The organism is Stenotrophomonas sp. YJH_SMC_54 (assembly GCF_059368435.1).
Window position 1 is genome coordinate 153,831 of the sequence record NZ_JCAFRS010000005.1, and the last position, 19,092, is coordinate 172,922.

Genomic DNA, 19,092 nt, shown 5'->3' on the forward strand with positions numbered 1-19,092 from the left:
CTCGTTGTCGGCGCAGCAGTGGAAGGGACTTTTCAGTACAGGCCGTATGCGACCGGTCTCCGGGCAGTCGACATGCCAACGGTCCATTGGCATTCCCGCTCCTTGGTCGCAGAATGCTCCACCGTTCATGGACGCCACCACATGCTCATCTATCGAGGCGCAGGGCTGCTGACCCTGCTCACACCGATCGCTGCCGTGCTGCTCATCCTCATCCTGTTCCCGGATCCAGCGGTAGGTCGCGGCAATACTTCACTCAGTCAGGTCCTGCTGGCGTTCGGCCTTGGCTCGGCAATCAACACGGTGCTGGGTTTCGTGCTCAATCGAAAGCCGCGTGCACCTGGGCAGCATGCTCCGCATCACTTCTTCTTCCTGCCGATGCAATGGCCTGCACTGGCGATTGTGGCGGCATGCGTGGTGATCGCAGTGTTGCGCTGAGACGCTGCCCGGACAGCGCCCACCAAGGTTGGCGACTACCGGGTATGCCGTTGCCCCGGTAGATGCCAACCTGGGGCGGCATGGATCCAGAAGCGGCAACAACAAAGGCCCCGGATCGCTCCGGGGCCTTTCTCGTTTCAGTTCACCGCTGGATCAACGATCCGGACGGTGTGCTGCATCCGCGTCGCGCTGGCGTTCCATGAACTCCTTGGACGGTTCATCCAGCTTGTCGCCCAGCATGCGGCGCACGACCACGAAGAACACCGGGATCATCAACAGACCGAGCAGGGTGGCGAACAGCATGCCGCCGATCACGCCGGTACCGATGGCGTGGCGGGAGTTGGCGCCCGCGCCGGTGGAGATCGCCATCGGGATCACGCCCATGATGAACGCGAACGAGGTCATCAGGATCGGGCGGAAACGCAGGCGGGCCGCTTCGATGGTGGCATCGCGCAGGTTCTTGCCGGCGGCGCGCTGCTCCACCGCGAACTCCACGATCAGGATCGCGTTCTTCGCCGCAAGGCCGATCACGGTGATCAGGCCGATCTTGAAGAACAGATCGTTTGGCAGGCCGCGCAGCATCGACAGGCCGAGGGCACCGAGCACGCCCAGCGGCACCACCAGCAGCACTGCCACCGGGATCGACCAGCTCTCATACAGCGCGGCCAGGCACAGGAACACCACTACGATCGACAGCACCAGCAGCAGCGTCGCCGCGTTGCCAGCCAGGATTTCCTGGTAGGACATGCCCGACCAGTCGTAGCCGAAGCCGGCCGGCAGGTCGTCGTTGACGATGCTCTCCATGGTCTGCATCGCCTCGCCCGAGCTGGTACCCGGGGCCTGCGAGCCGACGATGTTGATCGCCGAGTAGCCGTTGTAGCGGCTCAGCGACGGCGGTGCCGACACCCATTCGGACTTGACCACCGTGTTCAGCGGGATCATCGAATTGGTGCCATCGGCGTTCTTGGTCAGGCTGGAGGGGCTGTAGAAGCTCTTCAGCGATTCCTGGCCGGTGCGGTACGGACCATCGGCCTGCATGGTCACGCGCTTGATGCGGCCTTCGTAGAAGAAGTCGTTGACGTACACGGGGGCCAGCATCAGCTGGATGGTGCTGTACACGTCCGACACCGACATGCCCATCGACTGCGCCTGCACGCGGTCTACATGCAGCTGCAGCTGCGGCGCGTTTTCCAGGCCGTTCGGGCGCACGCCGACCAGGTGGTCCGGCTTCTGCGCGGCCTGGCCGAGCAGGATGTTGCGGGCCTGCGTCAGCTGCTCGTAACCGGCACCGCTGCGGTCCTGCAGCCACATGTCGAAGCCGCCGAACTGGCCAAGGCCCTGCACGGTGGGCAGGTTGACCACGAAGATCTGCGCTTCCTTGATGCCGTAGAACGCGCCGTTCATGTTCTGGATGAACTCGGGCGCGGTGAACTTGCGTTCCTCCCACGGCTTCAGGCGGATGAAGCCCATGCCGACGTTCTCGCCGGAACCGACGAAGCTGAAGCCGGCCACCTGCAGCATGCCTTCATAGCCATCCTGCTTTTCCAGGATGCCACGCATCTGCGCGAACACTTCGTTGGTCTGGCCCTTGGTCGAGCCCGGCGGCAGCTGCACGATCGCCAGCGCATAGCCCTGGTCTTCTTCCGGCAGGAAGCTGCCCGGCATGCGGGTGAACAGGAAGCCGCACAGTGCGGTGAGCACCACGAACAGGATCATCCAGCGCGGCGCATGGCGCACCGCCGAGGTGATGTGGCCGACATAGGTGTGGCTGATCTTGTCGTAGTACTTGTTGAAGGTGCGGTAGACGATGTTCGGGTTGTCGTTGTGCGTCGGCTTCAGGAAGGTCGCGCACAGCGCTGGGGTGAAGCCCAGCGCCAGGAACGCCGAGAACGCCATCGAAATGGCGATGGTCAGGGCGAACTGCTTGTAGATCTCACCGGCGGCGCCGCCCTGCAGGGCGGACGGGATGAACACCGCAGCCAGCACGACGGTGATCGCCACCACCGCGCCGGTGATCTGGGTCATCGCCTTCTGCGTGGCCGGCTTCGGCGCCAGGCCTTCCTCGGTCATGATGCGTTCGACGTTCTCGATCACCACGATCGCGTCATCGACCACGATGCCGATCGCCAGCACCATCGCGAACAGGGTCAGCTGGTTGATCGTGAAGCCGATCATCCACATGCCCAGGAAGGTACCGAGCAGCGCCACCGGGATGACCAGGGTCGGGATCAGCGTGGCGCGGAAGTTCTGCAGGAAGATCAGCATCACCAGGAACACCAGGAACACTGCTTCAAACAGCGTCTTGACCACTTCCTGGATCGAGATCTTGACGAAGGTGGTGCTGTCGTACGGCGAGAACCAGGTCACGCCGGCCGGGAAGCTGGGCTGCAGCTCGTCCATCTTGGCGCGCACCGCCTCGGCCACGTTCAGGGCGTTGGCGCCCGGCAGCAGCTGGATGGCGAAGGCACCGGTCGGCTTGCCGTTGTACTGGGTGTCGAAACCGTAGTTGTTGGCACCGAAGGCAACGCGGGCGATGTCCTTCAACAGCACCCGCGAGCCGTCAGCGTTGGCGCGCAGGATGATGTTCTCGAACTCCTGCGGCGAACTGAAGCGGCCTTCGGCCGAGACCGTGGCGGTGAAGTGCTGGCCTTCCGGCGACGGATCCGAGCCAAGCGCACCGGCGGCGAACTGCACGTTCTGCGCGCGCACCGCAGCCAGCACCTGGCTGGCCGACAGGCCATAACCCTGCATCTTTTCCGGGTTCAGCCAGATGTTCATGGCGTACTCGGAACCGAACTGCTGGGTGCTGCCGACGCCGGGGATACGCGAGACCTGGTCGAGCACGCGCGAACCAACGATGTCGTTCAGCGCATCACGGTTGATGGTCGGGGTATCGGACTGCAGCGCCACCACCATCAGGAAGCCGGCGTTGGCCTTGGCCACCACCACGCCCTGCTGGGTCACTTCCGAAGGCAGTCGTGGCGTGGCCAGCGAGACCTTGTTCTGCACCTGCACCTGGGCGATATCCGGATCGGTACCCGTCTCGAAGGTCAGGGTGATCTGCGCACGGCCGTTGGACGACGAGGAAGAGCTGAAGTACAGCAGGTGATCGATACCGGTCAGCTGCTGCTCGATCACCTGGGTGACCGATTTTTCCGTGGTGTCGGCACTGGCGCCCGGGTAGGTGGCCGAGACGGTGACCTGCGGTGGGGCGATGTTGGGATAGGACTCCACGCCCAGGTTGAGGATCGCGATCACGCCGCTGAGCGAGATCAGGATCGCCACCACCCAGGCGAAGACTGGATGTTCGATGAAAAATTTAGGCATGACGGAAGGTTCCCGTTACTGCTTGTTCGAATCGGTGGCGGCCGGCTTGGCCGCATCGGCCTGCTCGGGCTTGGCCGCGTCGGCCGGTGCCTTGCCAGCAGCCGGTGCGGTGCCCGCCGGAGCGGCGCCGCCTGCGGCCGGCTTGCCGTTGGCGTCCTGCCCCGGGGTCCACGGCTTGGCCACCGCCGGTGCACCTTCCTTGACCTTCTGCACGCCGGCCACGATCACCTTGTCGCCGGCGGCCAGGCCGTCGCTGACCAGCCAGTTGCCGTTCTGCGCGCCATCGGTCTTCACGTTCTTGCGCACGACCTTGCCGTCGGCGCCGACCACCATCACGTAGCCGCCGGTGGTGTCGCGCAGCAGGGCCTGCTGCGGTACCAGGAAGGCATTGTTGCGTTCGCCCAGGTTGGCCTGGAAGCTGACGAAGGCGCCCGGCAGCAGGATCTGCTGCGGGTTCGGCAGCAACGCACGCAACGACACCGCACCGGTGGCCGGGTCGACCGTGGTCGAGGAGAAGTCCAGGGTGCCCGGCTCGCTGTAGGTGCTGCCATCGGCCAGCTTGACGTTCACCGTGGCCTTGCCGTCGCCCGACAGCGCCAGCGCGCCCTTGGCCTGTTGCGCGCGCAGCTGGGTCAGCTCGTCCACGCTCAGCGAGAAGTTCACGTACAGCGGGTCGAGCTGGTCGACGGTGGTCAGCAGGGTCACATCGCCCTGGCCGACCAGCGCGCCTTCGGTGACCTGCTGCTTGTTGGCCACGCCGCTGATCGGTGCGGTTACTTCGGTGTAGCCCAGGCTGATGCGCGAGGAAGTCACCGCTGCTTCGGCCTGCTTGACCGCCGCCAGCGCGGTACGCTCGGCCGATTCAGCGTTGTCCAGGTCGGACTTGGAGACGAACTGCTGCGGCGCCAGCGAACGTGCACGGTCGGCGGCCACCTTGGCGTTGGCGTAGGTCGCGCGGGCCGAGGCCAGCTGTGCTTCGGAGGCGTTGAGCGAGGCACGCAGCGGCGCCGGGTCGATCAGGAACAGGGTCTGGCCCTGCTTGACCTGCGAGCCTTCCTGGTAGACGCGCTTGAGCAGCACGCCCGGCACGCGCGCGCGCACGTCGGCGCTGCGGAACGGCGACAGGCGACCGACCAGCTCGCGCTGCAGCGGCAGGGTCTGCGGCTTGGCGTCGATCACGCCCACCTCCGGCGGCGGGGGCGTCTGCTGTTCCGGCTTCTTGCAGGCAGCCAGCGCGACAGCAACGGCGCACGTCAAGGCAAGGGTGCGGAGTGGGGCGGTCATCAGGAGGAACTCCGGGGTTGGTTTGAAGACGGGGCCGGCGACGGCTGAGGCGCGAAGGCGCGCAGGAAGCTGTCGACGGAGAACTCTGCCCAGCGCCGACGCAGCCGCGCGTCATCACGATGGGGGGTATGGAAACGCTGTTTGTCGAAATCCTGACCGGCAATCATGCTCAGCAGCAGTTCGGCCATGAAGTGCGGGTCGTCATGCCGGAGCTGGCCACGCATGCAAACGGTTTCAATCCATTCAGCAAGATGAAGCGTCAGTGCGCCGGCTCCGTGCCGGTACAGCGTACGCGCCTCTTCGGGAAACTGGGCCGCGTCGGCGGCGATCAGCCGGCAAGCCTGGCCCACGTGCGGTTGGTTGAAGTGCTCCAGGAAGTCGGTGGCGAACTGGAGCAGGCTGGCACGCAGGTCGTCAGTGCGGAGTGCACGAACCATGGCGCCGGTAGCGTGGCCGACGTGGCGCTGCATCACCCGGCGCAGCAGTTCCTGCTTGCTGCCGTAGCGCGAGTACAGGGTCTGCTTGGAGCAGCCAGCGTGCTGGGCCACCGCCTCCATGCTCATCTGCATGCCCTGCTGGGCCAGCAGTTCGCGTACGGCGTCGAACACACGCTCATCGCGTGCATCGAGGGCAACGGGTAGGTAGGCCGGGTTCACGCGGTGGACTATACCGTCCAGTTCAGGATTGTGGAATCGCGTCGGCGTCGCCGCGTGTGTCTTCCGGTAACACGTTTTGCCGATCCTGCCGGCAGTGCTGAAACAGGCGCCAGCACCATACCGGTGCGAACTGAATAGGCGTTTGAACCGCAGCAAACCCGAATCTGCTTATTCCGTCCTGCAGCAAGGCCTTTTCGCGCGGTAGGGCTACAATTTCATTTTCCCAACTGAGCAAGCGCATCGCTCTGCCATGAAACCGCAAAAAACCGCAGCCAAGACCGTGAAGAACAAGACGAAACCAGCAGAGTCGGAGGTCGCAGTGACCGCTGGTTTCTCCCTGGAGCCGGTGTACACGGCCTTGCGCAAGCGCTACCCCGCGGCCGCACAGGCCGAAGCAGTGGCCTTTGCCACTGACTTCTACAAGCGCATGGAGTCGGACGAGTTCCCGCACCACAGCGCTGAAGAGTGGGCCGCTCTCGCGGCTGAGACGCTGGAATTCGCGCGTGCCCGCAAGGCCGGCAAGGCCAACGTCCGCGTGTTCAATCCGACCGCGAAGGCCAACGGTTGGGAATCGCCGCACACCGTGCTGCAGATCGTCAACGATGACATGCCGTTCCTCGTCGATACGGTCACCATGTCGCTGGCCGAGCAGGGCGTGGGCGTCCACGTGCTGGGCCACCCGGTGCTGCGCTTCACCCGCGACAAGGCCGGCAAGCTGGTCAAGGTCGGCGAGGGTGATGCCGAGTCGGTGATGCTGCTGGAGATCGACCGCCAGCCGGCCGAAGCCATGGCCGCCATCGAACAGGCCATCAACAAGGCGCTGGACGAAGTGCGCGCGATCGTGCGCGACTGGCAGCCGATGAAGGACAAGGCACTGGCGCTGGCCGACGACCTGGGCAAGCGCCAGCTGCCGGTCGACGATGCATCGCGCAAGGAAGCACAGGAGTTCCTGCGCTGGGCCGCCGACAACCACTTCACCTTCTTCGGCTACCGCGAGTACCGCGTCGAGAAGCAGGGCAAGGAAGACGTACTTGCGCCGCTGAACGACACCGGCCTGGGCCTGATGCGCGGCAAGGACAAGTCCGCGGCCCGCCCGGTCAAGACCCTGGCCGCGCAGGGCCTGAACGCCACGTCCGGCCTGAAGGACGCGCTGATCCTGACCAAGACCAATGCCCGTTCGCGCGTGCACCGCGCCGGCTACATGGACTACATCGGCGTGCTGGAATTCGACGCCAAGGGCAAGATCATCGGCGAGCAGCGCTTCCTCGGCCTGTTCACCTCCAGCGCCTACAACCGCCGCCCGTGGGAGATCCCGCTGGTGCGCCAGCGCCACGAGCACGTGATGAAGCAGTCCGGCCTGGCCCCGGCCAGCCACAGTGGCAAGGCCCTGCGCCACATCCTGGAAACCCTGCCGCGCGAAGAACTGTTCCAGTCCAGCGAGGACGAACTGTTCCGCACCGCGATGGGCGTGCTGGGCCTGCAGGAACGCGTGCGCAGCCGCCTGTTCCTGCGCCGCGACAAGTACAGCCGTTTCATCTCCGCGCTGGTCTACCTGCCGCGCGAGCGCTTCAACACCGACGTGCGCCTGCGCATCGAGGCGATGCTGAAGGACGCGCTGCACGGTGAGTACGTGGACAGCTCGGTGGTGCTGGGCGAATCGCCGCTGGCCCAGGTTCACCTGATCGTGCGCCCGAAGCCGGGTGAAATGCTCGACGTTGATACCGCCGAACTGGAGCAGAAGCTGGCCCAGGTGCTGCGCAACTGGCAGGACGACCTGCGCGAAGCGCTGGTGGCCCGCCACGGCGAGACCGAAGGCCTGCGCATCGCCGCGCGTATCGGCAAGGCGCTGCCGGCCGGCTACATCGAAGACAACAGCACCGCGGTTGCAGCCAACGATGTCAGCCAGCTTGATGCCCTGACCGGCCCGGACGACCTGCGCCTGAGCCTGCAGACCGTGCCGCGCGAAAGCGGTGATGGCCTGCGCCTGAAGCTGTATCGCCAGCTGGACGACATCCCGCTGTCGGACGCGCTGCCGATGATGGAAAACATGGGCCTGCGCGTGATCGCCGAGCGTCCGTACCGCCTGTCGGTCGACAACGCCCCGGTGTACGTGCAGGACTTCGAGGTCGAATCGACCGCCGGCGCGATCGATGCCGCCAGCGTCGATGAAGCCTTCGGCGAGACCTTTGCCCGCGTCTGGCACGGCGATGCCGAGAACGACGGCTTCAACCGCCTGGTGCTGGCTGCCGGCCTGCACTGGCGCCAGGTCGCCATGCTGCGTGGCTACTGCAAGTACCTGCTGCAGACCGGCGTGCCGTTCTCGCAGGCCTACGTGGAAGGCACCTTCGCGCGCTACCCGCTGCTGGCCCGACTGCTGGTCGAGCTGTTCGAAGCGCGCTTCGATCCGGCTACCGGCCACGAGAGCAAGGACGACATCGCCGCCGGCCAGGCCCAGCTGAAGGCCCACTTCGATGTGCTGGCTGCTGGCGACGACGCCACCCTGAAGGTGCTCAAGACCGTGGTCGACGCCCGCAAGGGTGACCGCGACGCGCAGATGCAGGCCGCGCGCGATGCGCTGCTGAAGCTGATGGACCGTGTGTCCAGCCTGGACGAGGACCGCATCCTGCGCTCGTTCATGGGCGTGATCGACGCGACCCTGCGCACCAGCTACTACCAGACCGATGCCAACGGCCAGCACGGCCATGTCATCAGCTTCAAGTTTGATTCGGCGCTGGTGCCGGACCTGCCGAAGCCGCGCCCGTACCGCGAGATCTTCGTCTACGGCCCGCGCGTGGAAGGTACCCACCTGCGCTTCGGCGCGGTCGCCCGTGGTGGCCTGCGCTGGTCGGACCGTCGCGAAGACTTCCGTACCGAAGTGCTGGGCCTGGTCAAGGCACAGATGGTCAAGAACACCGTGATCGTGCCGGTCGGCGCGAAGGGCGGCTTCTTCGCCAAGACCCCGCCGGTGAACGGCGACCGCGACGCGATCTTCGCCAACGGCGTGGCCTGCTACAAGCTGTTCATCCAGGGCCTGCTGGACATCACCGACAACATCGTCAACAACAAGATCGTGCCGCCGGTGGATGTCGTGCGCCACGACATGGACGATCCGTACCTGGTGGTGGCCGCCGACAAGGGCACCGCGACCTTCTCCGACATCGCCAACGGCCTGGCCATCGCGCACGGCTTCTGGATGGGCGATGCGTTCGCCTCCGGTGGTTCGGTTGGCTATGACCACAAGGGCATGGGCATCACCGCACGCGGTGCGTGGGAATCGGTCAAGCGCCACTTCCGCGCGCTGGGCCGTGACAGCCAGACCCAGGACTTCACTGCGGTCGGCGTCGGCGACATGTCCGGCGACGTGTTCGGCAACGGCATGCTGCTGTCGCGCCACATCCGCCTGGTCGCTGCCTTCGACCACCGCCACATCTTCCTGGACCCGAACCCGGATGCGGCCACCACGTTCGTCGAACGTGAGCGCCTGTTCACCGTGCCACGTTCGAGCTGGGCGGACTACGACGCCAAGCTGATCAGCAAGGGCGGCGGCGTGTACCCGCGCAGCCTGAAGTCGATCGAGATCACCCCGCAGGTGCGTGAAGCGCTGGGCCTGGATGACAACGTCAAGGCGCTGTCGCCGAACGATCTGATGAGCGCGATCCTGAAGGCACCGGTCGACCTGCTGTGGAACGGCGGCATCGGTACCTACGTGAAGGCTGCCAGCGAGCAGCACAGCGATGTCGGCGACCGCGCCAACAACGCCCTGCGCGTGAACGGTGGCGAGCTGCGCTGCAAGGTGGTGGGCGAGGGCGGCAACCTGGGCATGACCCAGCTGGGCCGCATCGAAGCCGCCCAGGCCGGCGTGCTGCTCAACACCGACTTCATCGACAACTCGGCCGGTGTGGACACCTCCGACCACGAAGTCAACATCAAGATCCTGCTCAACGATGTAGTGCGGGCCAAGAAGCTGACCGTCGAGCAGCGCAACAAGCTGCTGGCCTCGATGACCGATGAAGTCGCCGAGCTGGTGCTCAACGACAACTACCGCCAGAACCAGGCGCTGAGCCTGATGGAGCGGATGGCGGTCAAGCGCCTGGGTTCCAAGCAGCACTTCATCCGTACCCTGGAACAGCAGGGCCTGCTGGATCGCCAGATCGAGTTCCTGCCGTCCGACGCCGAGCTGTCCCAGCGCAAGGCACGCGGCCAGGGCCTGACCCGCCCGGAACTGTCGGTGCTGCTGTCCTACTCGAAGCTGGTGGCGTTCGCCCAGCTGCTGGAATCGGACATCCCGGAAGATCCGTACCTGTCCAAGGAACTGCAGCGTTACTTCCCGACCCCGCTGCAGAAGAAGTACGCCGACGCGATGGAGCGTCACCGCCTGAAGCGCGAAATCATCGCCACGGCCGTGACCAACCAGACCATCAACCGCATGGGCGCCACCTTCCTGATGCGCATGCAGGAAGACACCGGCCGTTCCATCGCCGAGGTCGCCAAGGCCTACACCATCAGCCGCGAAACGCTGGATGCGCGCGCGCTGTGGGCGCAGATCGATGCACTCGACGGCAAGGTGCCGGAGTCGGTGCAGATCGACGCACTGGAAGTGATCTGGAAGCTGCAGCGTTCGTTCGTGCGTTGGCTGCTGTCGCGCCCGGGCGCGATGCCGGGCATCACTGAAGCGGTCAACCGCTACCAGGGTCCGTTCAACGACATCCGCGTTGCCTCGGGTGTGCTGCCGGATTCGCAGCGTCCGACCTACGAAGCCCTGGTGGCCGAGTGGAAGGAAAAGGGCCTGCCGTCCGCGCTGGCGCAGCAGCTGGCCGAACTGCACTTCCTGGAGCCGGCGTTCGACATCATCGAACTGGCCCGCACCCGCAAGCTGAAGCCGGTGGACGTGTCCAAGGTCCACTTCCGCCTGGGCGATGCCCTGCAGCTGCCGTGGCTGTTCGAGCAGGTCGATGCGCTGGAGGTCAACGGTCGTTGGCACGCCGTGGCACGTGGCGTGCTGCGTGACGAGCTGGCCGCCAACCACCGCAGCCTGGCCGGCCAGGTGCTGGGCACCAAGGGCAGCAGCGCGGAGGCCAAGGTCGCAGCCTGGATGGGCCGCGACGACAACAGCCTGCGCTTCACCCTGGCGATGCTGGCCGAACTGGCCGAGCAGAAGACCCTGGACTACCCGACCGTTTCGGTCGCGGTGCAGCGCCTGGGCCAGCTGGCGGCACACGGCGCGTAAGTGAAGTAGTGCCAGGCCATGCCTGGCATGCGTGAACCGGAACGGCCCCGCGAAAGCGGGGCCGTTCTGCATTGCACGGTAGTGCCGGCCGCTGGCCGGCAGCCGCATGAACCGCAACCGGGTGCAGCTGCCGGCCAGCGGCCGGCACTACCGGGTATGCTCTTGCAGGCACACCCACCCGGATCCACCGATGAGCGACACCCCCCGCATCGCTTTCCTGGCCAGCACCGCCGAGCCCGCGCAGATGGCCCGCGCGGCGATGATCTCGCGTTATGGCGATCACGCGCCGGAGCAGGCCGACGTGCTGTGCCCGCTGGGGGGCGACGGCTTCATGCTGCAGACCCTGCATCGGCATGGGCACCTGGGCAAGCCGGTGTTCGGCATGAAGCTGGGCACGGTCGGCTTCCTGATGAACCAGTACCGTGGAGACGACGATGTGCAGGCCCGCATCGCACGCGCAGAACCGGCCAACCTGCGCCCGCTGGAAATGGTGGCGCTGACCGAGTCCGGCACCAGTACCGGTTCGCTGGCCTACAACGATGTTTCGCTGCTGCGCCAGACCCGGCAGGCCGCGCATATCGGTATCGATCTGAACGGCCAGGAGCGCGTGGCCGAACTGATCGGCGACGGCGTGCTGGTGGCCACCCCGGCCGGCAGCACCGCCTACAACTATTCCGCGCATGGTCCGGTGCTGCCGCTGGGCTCGCACACCATCGCGCTGACGCCGTTGGCCCCGTACCGGCCGCGGCGCTGGCGCGGCGCGATCCTGAAGGCCGATACCGAAGTGCGCTTCCGCGTGCTCGATCCGTACAAGCGCCCGGTCAGCGTGACTGCCGATTCGCACGAGACCCGCGACGTGGTCGAGGTGACCATCCGTGAGTCGAAGGACCGCCGCGTGACCCTGCTGTTCGACCCGGAGCACAACCTGGAAGACCGGATCCTGAGCGAACAGTTCGTTTTTTGAGGACAATGGGCAGCCGGCCGTGCCGACCGCTTGAAGGACCCCCACCGATGGGCGACAACTCCCCCCGTTTGCTGACCGTCGCGGTGACCTCGCGCGCGCTGTTCGACCTCGAGGAAAGCCACGCGCTGTTCGAGAGCGACGGCGTGGCGGCCTATGCCGAATTCCAGCGCCAGCACGAGGACGATATCCTCGGCCCCGGCGTGGCCTTCCCGGTGGTGCGCAAGCTGCTGGCTTTGAACCAGGGGGCCAGCCCGGAGAATCCTCGCGTCGAGGTGATCCTGCTGTCGCGCAACTCGGCCGATACCGGCCTGCGCATCTTCAATTCGATCCAGCACTACGGCCTGGGCATCATCCGCGCGACGTTCACCGCCGGCGAGCCGACCTGGCCGTACGTGAAGCCGTTCGGCACCGACCTGTTCCTGTCGGCCAACCCGGAATCGGTGCGCAGCGCGCTGCGCCATGGCATCGCCGCGGCAACCATCCTGCCCAAGCCGCCCGGCGAGACCGCCGCCGCGGCGGCCGACCAGATCGATACCGGTCGCCCGGCCGGCCAGTTGCGCATCGCCTTCGACGGTGACGCAGTGATCTTCGGTGACGAGAGCGAGCGCATCTCCCGCGAGCAGGGCGTGGAGGCGTTTGGCCGGCACGAGCGTGAACGGGCCCGCGAACCCCTCAGCGGCGGCCCATTCCGCGGTTTCCTGTCGGCCCTGCATACGCTGCAGGAAGTGTTCCCGGCCGGCGAGAGCGCGCCGATCCGCACTGCGCTGGTGACCGCACGCTCGGCACCGGCGCATGAGCGCGTAATCCGCACCCTGCGCGAGTGGGGAGTGCGCCTCGACGAAGCGCTGTTCCTCGGCGGCCGCCACAAGGGGCCGTTCCTGCAGGCGTTCGGTGCCGACATCTTCTTCGATGATTCGCAGCACAACATCGACAGTGCGCGCGAACACGTGGCCGCCGGCCACGTACCGCACGGTGTCGCCAACGAGGGGTGAGACCATGCCGGGTGGGTGCCAACCGTTGGTTGGCACTGCCATGCATCGGCGCCCACCAAGGTGGGCACCTACCGAAAGCAGCGCCGTCGAAGGGCATGACCCGTCACGGGCTGCCGGACATCCCCAACTGCAGATCCACCACCTTCCAGCGCAGGCCCTGCGGTTCCAGCACCACTTTCATCGGCGGCTGGTCGGGGCCGCGATCGACGTCGATCACGAAGCGGTCCAGCGCTTCGAAGTGATGCTCGGCGTTCTTCAATGGCCGTGCCGGCTCGGTCGCGCCGAAGGCATCACCGCCCTGCAGTTCATTGCGGCCGCGCTTCCACAGCAGGTGGCCCTGCAGCATTGCGCCGATCCCGGTCGGGGTCACCATGGTTTCCACCGCTGCACCGCCGAGCTGGTCGCCGAGGCCGTAGAGCAGGGCGCCGAACGGGCTGGCCGCTACATCCGGGCCGGCCTGGCGTACCAGATAATCGTTGAGCTGGGCGCGCAGGCTGCTGCGCACGCGAGGGAAATCGACATAGCGTTCCAGTCGCGCCGTGTCGCGTTCTTCGATGGCCTTGGACAGGCCATGCACGGCCATGTACGGGCCGCCGAACCACCACGCAGCCAAGGCCAGGACCAGCAGCACGGCCAGTGCAGTGAGCTTCTTCATGCTGTCCAGACTGCCGCAAGTGAGGCAGCCAGTGGTGAACGGCAGGTGATGCGGCTCAGAACTCCAGGTCCAGCGCCGCGCACAGGTAGTCAACGAACGGGCCGAGCCCAGCCAGGTCCTTGCCCAGCGTGGACAGCAGGCGCGGGCCGGTCATGGTGGCATCGTCCAGCGAGCGCCACATCACCCAGTTGCGGTGCTTGAGGTCGTCGATGAACTCGAAGTCGGCCGGGAAGCCACGCGGGGGCCGCACCAGCTTTTCGCTCTCCTCGAAATCGAAGCGTTTGCGCAGGGCCGGTGCATGCGCGGCGGCCTTCCAGCTGCCCGGATTGTCGAGGATGAAGTGGCGTACGCGGCGCTGGGTTTCCGGTTCCGGATGCCACAGGCCAGCGCCGACGAAACTCTCGCCCGGCTGCAGGTGCACGTAGAACGAGGGCGCGGCCACTTCGCGGCGGCGCTCATGGAACAGGCGTGCACCCTGCCAGGTCTTGTACGGCGACTTGTCGTTGGAAAAACGCGCGTCACGATGGATGCGGAACAGCGAACCACCGACGCCACGGGTATCGGCGCGGAAGTGCTCGCTGACCTCGGCCAGCGCCGGCTGCAGGTCGCCCAGCAGGCGCAGGAACGGCTGCCGCACGTGGTCTTCGTACTGCTGGCGGTGATCGTTGAACCAGGCCTTGTCGTTGTGCCGCGCAAGGCTGCGCAGGAACTTGAAGCTGGCGTCCGAGAAATAAGTGCTCACAGCGTCTCCTGCAGGTGCTGGCCCCAGTCGCGCAGCGATTGCAGCAGGGCCTGGCGCCGGGTGTCATCGGGCGCTTCGGCGGCCAGTGCATCCAGCTGCTGCTGGTACTGGGGCAGGTTGAGTTCGCCCAGGCCGCCGTCTCCGAGCAGGCGCTGGCGGCGGTAATCCTGCCAGCGCTGGCGTTCAGGCGGCGCGAGGCTGTCGGGATGATTGCGCGCGCGGTAGCGGAACAGCAGCTCCGGCAGGCGCGGGTCGCGGAAGCGACCTTCCAGCGCGGCCAGCTGCTCGGGCGCAGTGGTGCGTGCAAGCGCAAGCAGCGGCTTGTCACCGTTGCCGAGGAAGCCGTCGTACAGCGAGGCATCGACGTCGGCCACGGTGGCGGCGCGGGGCTGGTTGTAGACCTGCCGGGCCTTCTCGGCCAGCTGCGGGGCGAACGCGCGCAGGCGTTCCACCTTGGCTTCGATCGCAGCCACATCCAGGCCGAGGCGCGCGTGGTCATCGGCGCGCAGGTGGTTCCAGGCGATCAGCGCCGGCACCTTGTTCAGATGCACTTCCTTCAGAGGTACCCGTGCCACGCCTTCGGGCAGCTCGCTGGCACGCATGTACAGGCGCTGTGCGATCACCTCCGCCGGCAGCTCCAGCAGATCGTCGATCTCGCCTTCCAGGTCGAACACGATCACCCGGTTGTTGATGGTCGGGTGCACGGCCAACGGCAGCACCGGTGCCGCGCACAGGCGGCTGGCCGGGTAGCGCATGGAAATGTGCAGCACCGGCTTCATCGCGGCCACGTCCAGCAGGCCGCCGACGAAACGCTTGTCGCGCAGCTTCAGGGCGTAGTCCCACAGGCGTGGTTGCGACTGCTTGAACAGCCGCGCCATGCCGATGGTGGCGCGCACGTCGGACAGTGCTTCGTGTGCATCGCCTTCGCGCACGTGGTTGGCTTCGGCCAGATGTTCGAGCTTGAACGAGGTGGCGCCATCCTCGCGCAGCGGCCACTGGATGCCGTCCGGGCGCATCGCGCGCATCAGCCGCAGCATGTCCAGCAGGTCCCAGCGCGAATTACCGTTGCGCCACTCGCGTTCGTACGGGTCGTGGAAGTTGCGGAACAGCCCGTAGCGGACGAACTCATCGTCGAAGCGCAGCGTGTTGTAGCCCAGCGCGCAGGTGCCGGGGCGCGACAGCTGCTCGTTGATGCGGTCGAAGGCCTCGGCCTCGCTGATGCCCTCGGCCAGTGCCTGCTGCGGGGTGATGCCGGTAACCAGGGTGGCCATCGGCGAGGGCAGCAGATCATCGGCCGGGCGCACGAAGAAGCTGACCGGGGTGTCGATTTCGTTGAGATCGGCGTCGGTTCGGATGGCGGCGAACTGCGAGATGCGCGTGCGCCGCGGGTCCTGGCCGAAGGTTTCCAGATCGTAGAACAGGAAGCTGTCAGCCATCAGTGCGCGCCCTCCAGGACCGGCAGCTGCGCGTGGATCTGCGCTTCCAGCGCGGCCCAGTCGATGTTGTCCAGTGAATCATGGCCGGCGGTGGCGGCCACCAGCATGTCGCGTTGCAGTTCGGTGCGGCGCAGCGCCTCGGCGTACGGCGTGTGCAGGAAGGTGACCATCGTGTAGTGCGGCACGAAGCGGGTCGGCCAGCGCCGCTGCAGTTCCTGTTCCAGTTCGCGCTGCAGCAGGAATGCAGGGTCGGCGACGCGGTCGCGCATTTCCAGGTAGTTCTCCAGCGCCATCTGCTGGATGGCACGTGCATTCGGCTTGCGCTCGGCTTCGAACGCGGCGAACGCACCTTCCAGATCATCGGCCTCCATCAGGTGGCGGGCCAGTGCAACGCAGTCCTCGAACGCGCAGTTCATGCCCTGGCCGTGGAACGGCACCATCGCATGCGCGGCGTCGCCGATCAGCACGGCACGGCCCTGCTGGTGCCAGCGATCGAGCGTCAGCGTGCCAAGCAGGCCCGGCGGGTGCTGTTCCCAGTCTGCGCGCAGGTTCGGGATCAGTGGCAGGGTGTCGGCGAACTCGCGCGCGAACAGCGCCTCGGCCTGCGCGCCGGTATTGATCGTGGCGAAGCTGGGATCGCCCTGGTTGGGCAGGAACAAAGTGACGGTGAAGGTGCCTTCGTGATTGGGCAGGGCGATGCACATGTAATGGCCGCGCGGCCAGATATGCAGCGCGTTGCGCTCGATGCGGAAGCTGCCATCGTCGGCCGGCGGAATTTCCAGCTCCTTGTAGGAGTGATCGAGGAACGCGATGTCCTCGCCCAGCGGCGCCCGCCGGTTCATCGCCGCGCGCAGGGCCGAGCCTGCACCATCGGCACCGATCAGGGTGTCGAAGCGGATGTCATGCGGGCTGTCGTCGCGGTCGTCGATGAAGCGTGCGTAGCCGGCGTCGAAATCGACAGTGTGCAGGCGGCGGTGGAAGTGTACGGTCGCGCCAGCCTGTTCGGCCAGTTCCAGCAGCGTGGTGTTGAGGTCGCTGCGATGGATCGACCAGATCACTTCGCTGTCGTCGCGGCCATAGCGCTGCAGCTGCGCTTCGCCTTCGCGCGGATGCACCATGCGTCCGCGCATCATCACCGCGCGCGCCATGACCTCGTCTTCCACACCGGCCTGGCGCAGCGCATTGCGCCCACGCTCGGCCAGCGCCAGGTTGATCGAGCGGCCGCTCTCGTAGTCGGCCACGCGTGGATCGCCACGGCGTTCGTACAGGGTGATGCGCCAGCCCTGGCGTGACAGCAGGATGGCCAGCAGCGACCCGGCGAGGCCGGCACCGATAATGCTCAACGAGCGGGAAGCATGTGCGATCAACGAACTGTCCAGCAGTAGGGGAGGGACCGGCTCAGAGGCCGGCCCAGGCTTCCACTTCCTCGACGAAGTGGTGCACGTCCAGGTAGCGGTTGTAGAGCGGGGTGGGCGAGATGCGGATCACGTCCGGCTCGCGCCAGTCGCCGAGCACGCCGATGCCGCGCAGGTGCTCGAACAGCGCACGACCGCGCTCGCGGCCACCGATCACGCGCAATGACAGCTGGCAGCCGCGGCGCTGCGGCTCGGCCGGGGTGATGATGTCGAGCACGCCGGACAGGCGTGCACGTACAAGCGCTTCGAGCATGCCGGTCAACGCCAGCGACTTGCTGCGCAGTGCCTCCATGCCGGCGCGCTCGAACAGGTCCAGCGACGCGCGCAGCGGCGCCAGGCCGAGGATCGGCGGATTGCTGAGCTGCCAGCCTTCGGCACCGATGGCGGGGGTGAACTGCGGTGCCATCTGGAAGCGGGTGGCTTCCTCATGGCCCCACCAGCCGGCAAAGCGCGGCAGCGTGGTGTCGCGGTGATGGCGCTCGTGCACGAACGCGCCGGCCACCGCACCCGGGCCGCTGTTGAGGTATTTGTAGTGGCACCACACGGCGAAATCGGGTGCGACGTCATGCAGGCGCAGCGGCAGGTTGCCGACCGAGTGCGCCAGGTCGAAGCCGATGCGCGCGCCCTGCAGGCGGGCAGCACGGGTGATTGCATCGAGGTCGAAGGCCTGGCCGGTGCGGTACTGCACGCCGGGCCACAGCACCAGTGCAAGGCGCGGACCGTGTTCGGCGATGGCGCGCTCGATCGCGGTGAGCGTGATCGTTCCGTTGGCTTCGTCCGGTTGCACTTCCACCAGGCACTCGGCCGGGTCGAACCCGTGGAAACGGATCTGCGCTTCGACCGCGTGTCGGTCGGTCGGGAACGCACCGGCTTCCATCAGGATCACCGGGCGCTGCGCGGTCGGTCGGTAGAAGCTGACCATCATCAGGTGCAGGTTCACGCTCAGCGTGTTCATCGCCACCACTTCGCTGGGCAGTGCACCGACCACGCGGGCCAGCTGCGCGCTCACCAGACGGTGGTAGGACAGCCACTGCGTCGGGCCGGTGAAGTGGCCTTCCACCGCCAGCTCGCCCCATTGCTTCATCACTTCCTGCACCGCGGCCTGGGCGCCACGCGGCTGCAGGCCCAGCGAGTTGCCGACGAAGTAGGTCTGCTCGCCACCGCCATGGCGCGGAATCAGGAATTCGTTACGCAGCGGGCGCAGCGGATCGGCGGCGTCCAGGGCAATGGCGTGGGTGCGGCTGAGCAGGTCGGACATGGTCGGGCAACAGGCTGCAACGGGACCGCCAGTGTAGCGCCTGGGGCATGGCCCGGTAGACGCGGCCACGCTTCGAGCGCCGCGTTTTCTGGTAGTGGCCCACCTTGGTTGGCGCGCGTGGATCCATGCGCCCACCAAAGTGGGCGCCTACCGGTGTGGGCGTCAGCCCGCCGCCGGCACCGGCAGCGGATCCACGTGCCCGCACTGGCTGCAGGTGCGCAGCTCCAGGCTGGCGTGATAGCGCGCGAACACCTTGGGCAGGTCGGTCTCGATGTTCTGCAGCGGGAAGAACTCTTCGTGCAGCTTGTGGTTGCAGCGTTCGCAATGCCAGATCACGCCGTCCTTCTCGTGCGGCAGGCGCTTGCGCTCGACCACCAGGCCGATGCCGCCGGGCGGGCGCCGCGGCGAGTGCGGCACCCTGGCCGGCAACAGGAAGATCTCGCCGGCGCGGATCGGAATGTCGCGCACCGCGCCGTCCTCCTGCACCTTCAGCACCATCTCGCCCTCGAGCTGGTAGAACCACTCCGGGCCTTCGTCGTAGTGATAGTCGGTGCGCGAATTCGGCCCGCCCACGACCATCACGATGAAGTCGCCGTTGTCGATCATCTTGTTGCCCACCGGCGGCTTCAGCAGGTGGCGGTTTTCTTCGATCCAGGCGTGCAGGTTGATCGGCGAGGCGAGCATGGTCGTGGTCCGTAGTG

At 66.5% G+C, this 19,092-nt stretch carries 13 protein-coding genes; 4 read left to right on the top strand and 9 right to left on the bottom strand.

Annotated elements, in window-relative coordinates; all coding sequences use genetic code 11:
* Positions 1–72 precede the first annotated feature (72 nt).
* Positions 73–435 carry a hypothetical protein gene (locus tag AC5P5S_RS07840; RefSeq protein ID WP_231098239.1) on the top strand — a complete coding sequence of 121 codons (363 nt, stop codon included), beginning with the start codon at positions 73–75 and terminating at the stop codon, positions 433–435.
* Between the two features lie 153 nt (positions 436–588).
* Here AC5P5S_RS07840 and AC5P5S_RS07845 read toward each other — a convergent pair whose 3' ends face one another.
* Genes AC5P5S_RS07845 through AC5P5S_RS07855 form a run of 3 tightly spaced genes read right to left on the bottom strand, consistent with a single transcriptional unit; the run spans position 589 to position 5,702 of the window.
* Entirely contained in the window at positions 589–3,762 is a 3,174-nt protein-coding gene (locus tag AC5P5S_RS07845) for a multidrug efflux RND transporter permease subunit (protein WP_005413921.1), read from the bottom strand.
* A 15-nt stretch (positions 3,763–3,777) separates the two neighbouring features.
* Entirely contained in the window at positions 3,778–5,046 is a 1,269-nt protein-coding gene (locus AC5P5S_RS07850; RefSeq protein ID WP_049448991.1) for an efflux RND transporter periplasmic adaptor subunit, read from the bottom strand.
* Entirely contained in the window at positions 5,046–5,702 is a 657-nt protein-coding gene (locus tag AC5P5S_RS07855) for a TetR/AcrR family transcriptional regulator (RefSeq protein WP_005410245.1), read from the bottom strand. Before AC5P5S_RS07855 ends, AC5P5S_RS07850 begins: the two co-directional genes overlap by 1 nt.
* 250 nt (positions 5,703–5,952) lie before the next feature.
* Here AC5P5S_RS07855 and AC5P5S_RS07860 point away from each other — a divergent pair, with 250 nt between their 5' ends.
* From AC5P5S_RS07860 to AC5P5S_RS07870, 3 genes are all read left to right on the top strand, one after another.
* Positions 5,953–10,929, top strand: coding sequence for an NAD-glutamate dehydrogenase (locus AC5P5S_RS07860; RefSeq protein WP_043034706.1), 4,977 nt, complete (start codon positions 5,953–5,955; stop codon positions 10,927–10,929).
* A gap of 190 nt (positions 10,930–11,119) precedes the next feature.
* Positions 11,120–11,893, top strand: coding sequence for an NAD kinase (locus AC5P5S_RS07865; RefSeq protein ID WP_005410243.1), 774 nt, complete (start codon positions 11,120–11,122; stop codon positions 11,891–11,893).
* A 47-nt stretch (positions 11,894–11,940) separates the two neighbouring features.
* Complete coding sequence (locus AC5P5S_RS07870; protein WP_005410242.1) at positions 11,941–12,885, top strand: 5'-nucleotidase; 945 nt, start codon at positions 11,941–11,943, stop codon at positions 12,883–12,885.
* A 103-nt stretch (positions 12,886–12,988) separates the two neighbouring features.
* On the opposite strand, the gene AC5P5S_RS07875 is transcribed toward AC5P5S_RS07870, so the two are convergent.
* The 6 genes from AC5P5S_RS07875 to AC5P5S_RS07900 all read right to left on the bottom strand — a co-directional run bounded on the left by AC5P5S_RS07875 (position 12,989) and on the right by AC5P5S_RS07900 (position 19,075).
* Complete coding sequence (locus tag AC5P5S_RS07875) at positions 12,989–13,540, bottom strand: DUF2939 domain-containing protein (protein ID WP_062607383.1); 552 nt, start codon at positions 13,538–13,540, stop codon at positions 12,989–12,991.
* A gap of 55 nt (positions 13,541–13,595) precedes the next feature.
* Positions 13,596–14,282: a DUF2461 domain-containing protein gene (locus AC5P5S_RS07880; protein WP_005410240.1), complete on the bottom strand. Its 687-nt coding sequence runs from the start codon at positions 14,280–14,282 to the stop codon at positions 13,596–13,598.
* Complete coding sequence (sbcB, locus tag AC5P5S_RS07885) at positions 14,279–15,718, bottom strand: exodeoxyribonuclease I (RefSeq protein ID WP_012480766.1); 1,440 nt, start codon at positions 15,716–15,718, stop codon at positions 14,279–14,281. The genes AC5P5S_RS07880 and sbcB overlap by 4 nt, the downstream gene beginning before the upstream one ends.
* Positions 15,718–17,085 (bottom strand): FAD-dependent oxidoreductase, encoded by a 1,368-nt coding sequence (locus AC5P5S_RS07890; RefSeq protein WP_062607379.1) that lies wholly within the window; start codon positions 17,083–17,085, stop codon positions 15,718–15,720. The genes sbcB and AC5P5S_RS07890 overlap by 1 nt, the downstream gene beginning before the upstream one ends.
* A 31-nt stretch (positions 17,086–17,116) precedes the next feature.
* Entirely contained in the window at positions 17,117–18,391 is a 1,275-nt protein-coding gene (kynU, locus tag AC5P5S_RS07895) for a kynureninase (RefSeq protein WP_062607377.1), read from the bottom strand.
* Positions 18,392–18,553: 162 nt separating this feature from the next.
* On the bottom strand, positions 18,554–19,075 hold the full coding sequence (locus AC5P5S_RS07900) for a 3-hydroxyanthranilate 3,4-dioxygenase (RefSeq protein WP_005413911.1): 522 nt from the start codon (positions 19,073–19,075) through the stop codon (positions 18,554–18,556).
* Between the last annotated feature and the right edge of the window lie 17 nt (positions 19,076–19,092).